Raw genomic sequence first — 1,929 nt, 5'->3', positions numbered from 1 at the left:
GTCGTCTTTTTCGTCTGGCGAGGAATTTAAGACGACCTGCAGTTTGTCGACCAAAGGCTGTATACGGATCCTTATCAATCCGATTTCTTCAACACCTGGAGGTAGGCGCCAGCCTAAGAGCCGCAAGAGTGCCTCGGCTTGCTCCGGGCTGGAGAAGCCGCTCCGTAGAGGCAGGAGCAACTTGGCGATTTCTATACTTAGAATGTCGAGCGTACTGGCCATAAATTCGCGTCCTTTCTATCTCACTTTCCACTTGCCCCAAGCAGTCAGAAGCTCAGCTACGCCCATTTCCCTGTTTTGAAGTCAAAGTCCCTAATTTCAGTTTCGATCTTCAGGTCTTTGCTCTCCTTGACGCCAAGAATCGCCAGATACTTCTCCGGATCTTTGATTGCAAGCCACTTTAGAATGCTAGCCTGTTCGTGGGTCAGTGGCGATTTGCTGAGACCCTTTGCTTTTTCTTCGGCTTTGGTATTCCAAAGGTTGAGCCAGTTCGCTCCATTGTTGGAACCCATCGTTGACGCCTTAATAAGACTATCGTCTCGATCTACACCCAAGTGCTCGGCCCACAGATCGCGACGGAGTTCATCGGGAACTGTGGTGAACGGTTGCCCATCCACACCGTTGTACAGCACAGTATTCAGCTCCACCGCCCGTTCTTCTAACATGTCGCTTGTTGAATAGAAAAACGCAATATGTTGACTGACGTGCAGAGATACTCCATCCAGATTGGCGCTACCGATCGTGGCCCATTTGTTGTCCACAATGCCGACCTTAGAGTGGATGTAATTGCGAATGATGCGTTGCGGTGAGGATTTGGCGTCGTGAGTCCATCGAGTAAACACACCCAGTCGGTCGCGTACACCGTGTTTTTCTGCATCGTTCAGTAACTGGCCGATCAATCTAGTCTGCAATCCTTGGTATCCAGGAATATCCACAACATTATTTACCAGGATAATAACCCTTAACTCTGGTCGGGACCCATCCCTAAGTGCCGCGAGCAATGCACGAGCGATTAAGGGTTCTGTGAAATACTGATTTTCGAGGTAGATGTAATCCTTGGCCTCGGCGATAGCGCGCTGATAGGCCTCGAGGATTCCAAGTTCGCCCTTTGGAACATCGAAAGGTGACGAAAAGAAGGTACCACCCGGGAGAGTACGCACGATCTGTACCGATGTATTGGTGGCCGTTGGCGGAATAGGCGAAGTCACGCCTACCTCAGTTCCTCCTGTTTTCCACCACAGGAGGGCGAAGATCTCTTCTAAGTGTTCTAATGCCGGGCCTTGGATCGAACAACTGACATCATGCACTGGAATCTTGATCGAGTTCTTTGGAAAGGACATGCTGCCGCGGCGCGGATCATCTACGAAATGCGTCGTATCGTCGAAATACTCCTGCAAAATGGGTGAGGCATTCATAATGGCTATTTCGCCGTCGATAATCGTGAACTTGGCGTGCATGGCACGATTATATGGCATGCGGAAACGTCGAATCTCTACGGTGTTGGGTGTCAATACTGTACCGTGTTTTATGTAGTCTTCTACTACACCGGCAGAGTCGATGGGATACGGTTCGCCCATGAAGTCATTCATGATCAAACGGACCGGAATCCCGCGCGCGAAGTTTGCTTTAATAATCTCGTCCTCAAAACGTTCGCCATGAGTAACTAAGGGAGGGCTGGCTTCAGGATTCGTCGGGACAAAGACCGTGAAAACTTTACCGACGTCCAGATATAGCTGGGCGCTATTGATAGACACCTGAGCGGCTTTGATCGTTTTGGTGAGTTCTTCCCAAGCGATGCTATTGTCAATCAAAGGTATCAGAAGATTGCCTTGAGAGAGCATAGTGGGTGAGCCGGTAAGCAATGTCACCAGCCAGCCTCTCAAATCCGCCACCGGGACAGTAATCGGTGGTGCATCAAAAACTGTGTCT

At 50.0% G+C, this 1,929-nt stretch carries 2 protein-coding genes; both read right to left on the bottom strand.

From position 1 onward, the window contains the following. The coding region (locus ACOSYY_RS14220; protein ID WP_421663182.1) for a hypothetical protein at positions 1-222 on the bottom strand (222 nt) is incomplete at its 3' end. A gap of 56 nt (positions 223-278) precedes the next feature. Continuing rightward, positions 279-1,929 (bottom strand): phospholipase D-like domain-containing protein (locus ACOSYY_RS14215; RefSeq protein ID WP_421663181.1); only part of this gene is annotated, 1,651 nt, incomplete at its 5' end.

It is taken from the genome of Nitrospira sp. BLG_2 (assembly GCF_049222245.1).
Note: the sequence above shows the minus strand (reverse complement) of the source record. Positions and strands in the feature narration are given on the sequence as shown.